This is a genomic window from Mesorhizobium sp. WSM4310 (genome assembly GCF_007003935.1).
Lineage (GTDB): Bacteria > Pseudomonadota > Alphaproteobacteria > Rhizobiales > Rhizobiaceae > Mesorhizobium.
The window spans coordinates 1-6944 of sequence record NZ_VFTA01000075.1; the positions used below are offsets into that span (position 1 = coordinate 1).

At 60.6% G+C, this 6944-nt stretch carries 7 protein-coding genes; 1 reads left to right on the forward strand and 6 read right to left on the reverse strand.

Annotation, left to right across the window (positions count from 1 at the left end):
- Positions 1–96: 96 nt before the first annotated feature.
- The 5 genes from ccoP to FJV80_RS34215 all read right to left on the reverse strand — a co-directional run bounded on the left by ccoP (position 97) and on the right by FJV80_RS34215 (position 4712).
- A complete protein-coding gene (gene ccoP, locus FJV80_RS34195) occupies positions 97–960 on the reverse strand; it encodes a cytochrome-c oxidase, cbb3-type subunit III (protein WP_063169223.1) in 864 nt (287 codons plus the stop codon).
- A gap of 2 nt (positions 961–962) precedes the next feature.
- Positions 963–1112, reverse strand: coding sequence for a cbb3-type cytochrome c oxidase subunit 3 (locus FJV80_RS34200; RefSeq protein ID WP_024502864.1), 150 nt, complete (start codon positions 1110–1112; stop codon positions 963–965).
- 11 nt (positions 1113–1123) lie between these two features.
- The gene (gene ccoO / locus FJV80_RS34205) at positions 1124–1855 is read right to left on the reverse strand and encodes a cytochrome-c oxidase, cbb3-type subunit II (RefSeq protein ID WP_063169224.1); all 732 of its coding nucleotides are present in this window, start codon (positions 1853–1855) and stop codon (positions 1124–1126) included.
- Complete coding sequence (ccoN, locus tag FJV80_RS34210; protein WP_063169225.1) at positions 1855–3474, reverse strand: cytochrome-c oxidase, cbb3-type subunit I; 1620 nt, start codon at positions 3472–3474, stop codon at positions 1855–1857. Before ccoN ends, ccoO begins: the two co-directional genes overlap by 1 nt.
- Positions 3475–3968: 494 nt before the next feature.
- Positions 3969–4712: a Crp/Fnr family transcriptional regulator gene (locus FJV80_RS34215; protein WP_024502861.1), complete on the reverse strand. Its 744-nt coding sequence runs from the start codon at positions 4710–4712 to the stop codon at positions 3969–3971.
- A 152-nt stretch (positions 4713–4864) separates the two neighbouring features.
- Here FJV80_RS34215 and hemN point away from each other — a divergent pair, with 152 nt between their 5' ends.
- On the forward strand, positions 4865–6214 hold the full coding sequence (hemN, locus tag FJV80_RS34220; RefSeq protein ID WP_063169226.1) for an oxygen-independent coproporphyrinogen III oxidase: 1350 nt from the start codon (positions 4865–4867) through the stop codon (positions 6212–6214).
- A gap of 110 nt (positions 6215–6324) precedes the next feature.
- Here hemN and FJV80_RS34225 read toward each other — a convergent pair.
- Positions 6325–6944, reverse strand: a 620-nt coding sequence (locus tag FJV80_RS34225; RefSeq protein ID WP_142869745.1) for a transposase, incomplete at its 5' end; no start/stop codon positions are given.

The following is a 6944-nucleotide window of genomic DNA, read 5'->3' on the forward strand; positions in this document are numbered from 1 at the left end:
CCTGGGTTGGCCGTCTCGGCGAGATCAAGGTCAAGGAACTTGCAGTTTATGTCCATCCGCTTGGCAGGGGGGACCGAAGAATAGGACCTTCCATTCCTATTCTCCGCCGCCAAGCGAATGGACATAAACTGCAAGTTCCTTGACCTTGATCTCGCCGAGACGGCCAACCCAGGCCGGCATGACGCCCTGTTTTGGCGCACGGACCTGTGCGGCGATGGCTGTCTCACCGGATCCATAGAGCCAGATCGCATCGGTCAGGTCGGGGGCGCCGAATTCCCTGTTGCCTTTTGCATTGTCGCCGTGACAGGCCACGCAATTCTCGGCAAAGACCTTGGCGCCGGGTTGGATCAGACTTGCATCGCGGACCTTGCCGGAAAGGCTGGCCACGTAGGCGCTGACTTGTGCGATCTGGTCGGCGGTAATGATGTCGCCGAAGGCCGGCATTTCCGACAGGCGCGTGTCCGGATCGGATGCGAAGCGGATGCCGTGCGTAATCGTCTGCTGGATCTGCTCGGCCTTGCCGCCCCACAGCCAGTCGTCGTCGTTGAGATTGGGAAAGCCCTTGGAACCCTGGGCGCCGGAGCCATGACATTGTACGCAATTGACCTTGAAAGCGGCGCCACCGGCGGCGATTGCGAATTCGCGCAGGCCGTCGTCCGCGGCGATTTCCGAGACGCTCTTGGACTCCACCGCCGAGATATATTTGCCCTTGGCGGCCTCAGCCGCGGTCAGCTCGTTCCTGACCTCGTTGCGGCTGGAATAGCCGAGCACACCCGTTGTCGCCGAGTGCAACAGAGGCCATGCTGGATAGGCAATGGTGTAGCCTATCGCCCAGACAATGGTGACGTAAAAAGTGATAACCCACCATCTGGGAAGCGGGTTGTTCAGCTCCCGGATACCATCCCATTCGTGGCCGGTGGTCGAGACGCCAGAGATTTCATCGATATGCTCGTCGCTCATGATCACTCGTCCTCGAGCGGAATGCGGGCCGCTTCGTCGGCCAGCCTTCGGCTGCCGGGGCGTAGGGCAAAGGCGATGCACCCCACGAAGAACAGCGCCATCGCAACCAGGCCCCAGCTGTCGGCAAACGCCCGCATCAAATTGTAGGTCATCAGCGTTCTCCTCAGCGGTAGCCGGCGGCTTCGTCGTAATTTTTGAAGTCGACCAGTGTGCCAAGCATCTGCAGGTAGGCGAGCAGGGCATCCATTTCGGTGACCTGTTGCGGGTTGCCGTCGAAGTCGCCGATCTTGGCTTTTGGGTAACGCGCCTCAAGGCCTGATGTGTCGGCATTGGGATCGGCCTGCGCCGCCAGATCCGCATTGGCGTGGGCGATCATGTCATCGGTGTAAGGGACGGCTACAAGCCTGTTGGCGACCAGATGCGTCGAGAAATCCTTCACGTCGATCGGCGTGTCTTTCAGGAACCCATAGCTCGGCATGATCGATTCCGGCACCACCGAGCGCGGGTCGGTAAGATGCGCGACATGCCATGCATTCGAGTAGCGGTCGCCAACTCTGGCGAGATCCGGCCCGGTGCGCTTCGATCCCCACTGGAAGGGGTGATCGTACATGGACTCGGCAGCCAGGCTGTAGTGGCCATAGCGCTCAACTTCGTCGCGGAACGGCCTGATCATCTGGCTATGACAGAGGTAGCAGCCCTCGCGCATATAGATGTTGCGCCCGACAAGTTCGAGCGGCGAATAGGGGCGCATGCCTTCCACCTTCTCGATCGTGTTGTCGAGATAGAAGAGAGGCGCGATCTCGACGATGCCGCCGACCGTCACCACGAGCAGCGAGCCAACGAGAAGAAGCGTGGCGTTCTTCTCGATGATTGCGTGTTTGTCCATCAAGCCCATTACCTGGCTCCTGATCGCGCAGGTCGGATGGCGACGGGGCTCGGCATCGGCTCCTCCTCGCGCTGGTGGCCGAGGATGGTCCTGGTGATGTTCCAGGCCATGATCAGGGCGCCGGAGAGGTACATGGCGCCGCCGATGGCGCGCAGGACATAGTAGGGGTGCATGGCGGCGACGGTTTCGGCGAAGGAGTAGACCAGGAAGCCCTGCTCGCCATATTCGCGCCACATCAGGCCCTGCATGATGCCGGACACCCACATCACCGCGGCGTAGACGACGATCCCGAGTGTCGCCAGCCAGAAGTGCCAGGTGACGAGCCTCAGCGAGTAGAGCCGTTGACGGTTCCAGAGCTTCGGGACCATGTAGTAGATCGCGCCGAACGAGATCATGCCGACCCAGCCGAGCGCACCCGAATGGACGTGCCCGATGGTCCAGTCGGTATAATGCGACAGCGAATTGACCGCCCGGATCGCCATGATGGGGCCTTCGAAGGTCGACATGCCATAGAAGGCGACGGCCATCACCATCATGCGGATGATCGGATCGGTGCGCAGCTTGTCCCAGGCGCCGGACAGCGTCATCAGGCCGTTGATCATGCCGCCCCAGGACGGCATCCACAGCATGATCGAGAACACCATGCCGAGCGTCTGCGCCCAATCGGGCAAGGCGGTGTAGTGCAGGTGATGCGGCCCGGCCCAGATGTAGAGAAAGATGATAGCCCAGAAATGGACGATCGACAGCCGGTACGAATAGACTGGCCGGTTCGCCTGCTTGGGCACGAAATAATACATCATGCCGAGGAAGCCGGCGGTGAGAAAGAAGCCGACCGCGTTGTGGCCGTACCACCATTGCGTCAAGGCGTCCTGGACCCCTGAAAAGGCGGAGTAGCTCTTGGAGCCCGGGAACGAGACTGGTATGGACAGGTTGTTGACCACATGCAGCATCGCGATGGTCACGATGAACGACAGGTAGAACCAGTTGGCCACGTAGATATGCGGTTCCTTGCGCTTCAGGATCGTGCCAAGGAACAGAATGAGGTAGGCGACCCAGACGATGGTCAGCCAGACATCCACATACCATTCGGGTTCGGCGTACTCGCGGCCCTCGGTGATGCCGAGCAGGTAGCCGGTCGCGGCCATGACGATGAACAGCTGGTAGCCCCAGAAGACGAACCAGGCGAGATCACGGCCGAAGAGGCGCGCGCGGCAGGTGCGCTGCACGACATACAGAGACGTGCAAAGCAGCGCGTTGCCGCCGAAGGCGAAAACGACACCGGATGTGTGCAACGGCCGCAAACGACCGAAATTGAACCAGGGCTGGATGTTGAGATCGGGGTAGGCGAGCTGCAGCGCGATCACCACGCCGACCAGCATGCCGACGACACCCCAGAACACGGTGGCGATCGCGCCGTAGCGGATCGGACCATCCATGTAAGCGGATGGGTCAATCGGAGCTGCTGGCCTGAACTCCGTGTTGCGCAACAGGATCGCAGTGAAACCAGCCACTGCGAAGAACAACACCCACATGTGTCGGCGGAAAGGTTCATCCACGCCGAAGCCGGCGGCCACCAGGGCCGCAAAAGCGAACACGCTTAGAAGGACGATCTCTGTGCCGAATTTCATTGCAGATCCCGATCTCGAATCTGGTGGATGCCAAATCCGCAGCGCACTAATCGCGCAGCCGCCGCCCCCTCGCCCTGATCTATGTCAGGCCGCACGATTTTGTGCGGCGCAATCAGCAGGTGGCGAATGAACGAGGAACGCAGCGCGGGCTCACTCCCTCATGGAAGGCGTTCCCTGGGTTGGGCGGGCGCAGACGCGATCGCTGAGGCGAAAGCTGAGGCTCTGCGCGCGTTGGATGCTATTGCCGATGCCCTGCCAAACGTTGTTCGGATCCCATTGGAAACGAACGCGATCGTTCCGCCGAGCCGTGGCAGATTAAGGACCATGCTTCGCCGGTATGTGCCGAAACACACCTGGCGATTGGTCACGTTCCTATCAAAGCCCGAAAGCTGTTTGTCTCGACAACCGTGACGCCGCTTCGTCGAAGGCGCGGCGACATCGCATTAAAAGGCAAACACGGCCCGCCCCGGAGTCATGCGACATGGCCTCGCCGCTTAGGGCCGCTCGCGTCCGCCGCCACAGCGCTTCTCCAGACGGCTTATGCTGTCCACCGTCACATGGCGTGCGTTCTCAATCCGAATCACCCCGTCAGCCCGCAATCGCGTCAGTTGGCGGCTCACGGTCTCGCTGGTGATTCCAAGGAAATCAGACATTTCGGCACGCGTCAGCGGCAGATCGAAGGAGGCCGACCCGGAAGCCGCATCGAGACTGGAATCGATATTCCGGGCCATCATGAGGAGAAAAGTCGCCACCTTTTCCGGAGCTGTCTTGCGCCCCAGCGTCACCATCCACTCGCGCGCCTCATCGAGTTCATTCAGCGTCTGTTTGAGCAGGCGATGCTCGAATTCCCGTGACGCCTTCATCATCCGTTCGACGGCCGCTCGCGGAAACGAACACAGCGTGACTGCTGTTGCCGCTTCCGCATTGATCGAGCTTTCCTCCTTGAAAGGACGTCCCAGAAAATCCGGTGCAAACTGGAGACCGACGATCTGCTGGCGCCCATCCGACAGGCTCTTTGATAGCTTTACCACGCCTGAAAGCACGTTGGAGTAGCTGTCGACGTTCTGTGCCTCGCCGGTCAACTCCATTCCTGACTCGATCCGGCGACGCGAGCAAGTCTTGGCGAGCCCAACCAAATTGTCTGGATCGAGCGCACCGCAGACACCGCGACGCCGTGCCTCGCAAGGGAAGCAAAGAACAGGAATGCCGGAACTATGAATGTCTTGCCGAAAGGTCATGCGTTCGCCTTACCCGATCCTAACTGCCGGCAGGATACCCATCCAGGGTAGAGAAATCCTGCGGCGGTTTGTCCATGAGCGCGGCTGATCGAGATCAGGGTCTGCTTCAGCGATGCGTGCAGTGTTCCGGCGGGCAACACGGTGAACGCGAGATGCAATCGGAAATAGCTGTCAAACTCAGCGAGAACGTCCCACGCTACACCAGCTATCCGACGGCGCCGCATTTCCATTCGGGGATCGATGCTGCCATTTACCGTGGCTGGTTGGAGACGCTGGAAAGCGGCGACGAAATCTCGCTGTACCTGCACATTCCTTACTGCGACAAGCTCTGCTGGTTCTGCGCCTGCCACACCAAGCAGACGCACCAATATGAGCCGGTGGCCGCTTATCTGCGCTCGCTGAATGCCGAAATCGTCACGATTGCCGGTCTGGTGAGCGGCAAGGCACATGTCCGTGCAATCCACTTCGGTGGCGGTTCGCCAACTATTCTGAGGCCCGATGATATGGTTGCTCTTGGAGCGGCCTTGCGGGACAGCTTCGACCTTCTCCCGGATGCTACGGTCAGCATCGAAATCGAAACCAACGACATGGACAAGGCGCGCCTTGATGCACTTGCTCAAATCGGCGTAACGCGGGCGAGCCTCGGCGTGCAGGATTTCGATCCGCAAGTGCAAAAAGCAATTAATCGTGAGCAGAGTTTTTTGCAGACCAAGGCAGTCGTCGACGGGGTTCGTTCGCGGGGCGTCGAATCGGTCAATCTGGACCTGCTCTACGGGCTCCCGAATCAGACACGCGAGACGATCTGTTCCACGGTGGCGCAGGCACTGACCTTGGAGCCAGACCGGATGGCCCTGTTCGGCTACGCACATGTGCCCTGGTTCAAGAAGCATCAGACGATGATCGACGAGGCATGGCTGCCGAGTCCCACTGAGCGTTTCGCCCAATCTCAACTCGCGGCGCGGGCAATTGTCGCCAAGGGATATGAGGCAATAGGACTCGATCATTTCGCGAAGCCCGACGATGCGCTGGCCATAGCGGCCCGCGCAGGGGTTTTGCATCGCAATTTTCAGGGCTACACTGAGGATCGCTGCCCGACACTGATCGGACTTGGCCCTTCGTCCATCGGTCGTTTTCGCCAAGGCTACGTGCAGAACATGGCTTCGACTGCCGGGTACGGGCGCATGGTTGCGGATGGCGGGTTGGCTGCCGTCCGCGGCGTTGCCCTTTCCGACGACGATCGCGTCCGTGGCTGGATCATCGAGCGGCTGATGTGTGATTTTGCCTTCTCGGCAGTCGACCTGGTGGAGCGGTTCGGCAAAGCCGGCGAGCAGCTCCTTCATCGCTCGAGGTCCATCGCACTCCACGATCCTGCCCGAGCGCTTGAATTCGATGGTGACAGTTTCCTCGTACGGACTGAAAGTCGCCCCTTCATTCGAACCATCGCGGCCAAGTTCGATACATATTTCAAAGGGGGAACGGCGAGGCACTCGGTGGCGGTCTGAGCAAAGCACAGTGCGCTCGCCGTTTGGTCGATCGGCGAACCAGCTGCGTTCGTTTTGACCGCTCATAGGCGACTACCGCATCAAATCGTCGACCGTGAACAATCCGAGCCCTAAGCGGCGACCGGCTTCGGCCGGATTTGAAGCAGGGCAATCAAGAGCGACAAAAACCCCTTCAGCCACCTGAGCAGGAGGGAGAAGTTGTAGCCGGCGGCGGCCAGGATGGCGTTGAGGGTGTCGCCCTGCTGGCCGGCGAGGTAGTTGCGGCCCATTCTGTGTTCGCTCTTGATGTGGCCGATGACGGGCTCGACCGCCGACCGCCGTCGCATCTGGCGCTTGATGGCTGGGGTGACGCGGCGTTTCTGGCCCGCGGTGAAGACCCTGAGCTTGTGGCTCTGCGGTGCGTTGTGGCCGCGATAGCCGGCGTCGGCGAGGATGCGGCCGATCTCGTTGCCGATGGTCTTTTCCATGTCGGGGATGACGCTTGCCAGCGTGTGGCCGTCATAGGGATTGCCGGGCAGTGCTTTTGCATGCAGGGCGAACTGGCCGCCCCTGGAGCGCTTCAGCGTGGTGGCCACCGACACCTTCACCCCGAACTCGTAGGGCGCATGCGCCTTGCCCTTGCCGATGCATTCCACCTCGTGTGCGTGCAGGCTGTAGATCTTGCGGCCGCGCTGGCGCTGGCGTTGCTCGAGAACGGTGGCGGCCTGGTAGAGCGGCCATTTGAACAGCG

Bases quoted from the DNA above. Each gene is read 5' to 3' on its own strand.
- FJV80_RS34200 (WP_024502864.1), bottom strand. From the start codon at position 1,112: ATGACCTACAATTTGATGCGGGCGTTTGCCGACAGCTGGGGCCTGGTT.
- FJV80_RS34215 (WP_024502861.1), bottom strand. From the start codon at position 4,712: ATGACCTTTCGGCAAGACATTCATAGTTCCGGCATTCCTGTTCTTTGC.
- ccoP (WP_063169223.1), bottom strand. From the start codon at position 960: ATGAGCGACGAGCATATCGATGAAATCTCTGGCGTCTCGACCACCGGC.
- ccoO (WP_063169224.1), bottom strand. From the start codon at position 1,855: ATGGGCTTGATGGACAAACACGCAATCATCGAGAAGAACGCCACGCTT.
- hemN (WP_063169226.1), top strand. From the start codon at position 4,865: ATGCAATCGGAAATAGCTGTCAAACTCAGCGAGAACGTCCCACGCTAC.
- ccoN (WP_063169225.1), bottom strand. From the start codon at position 3,474: ATGAAATTCGGCACAGAGATCGTCCTTCTAAGCGTGTTCGCTTTTGCG.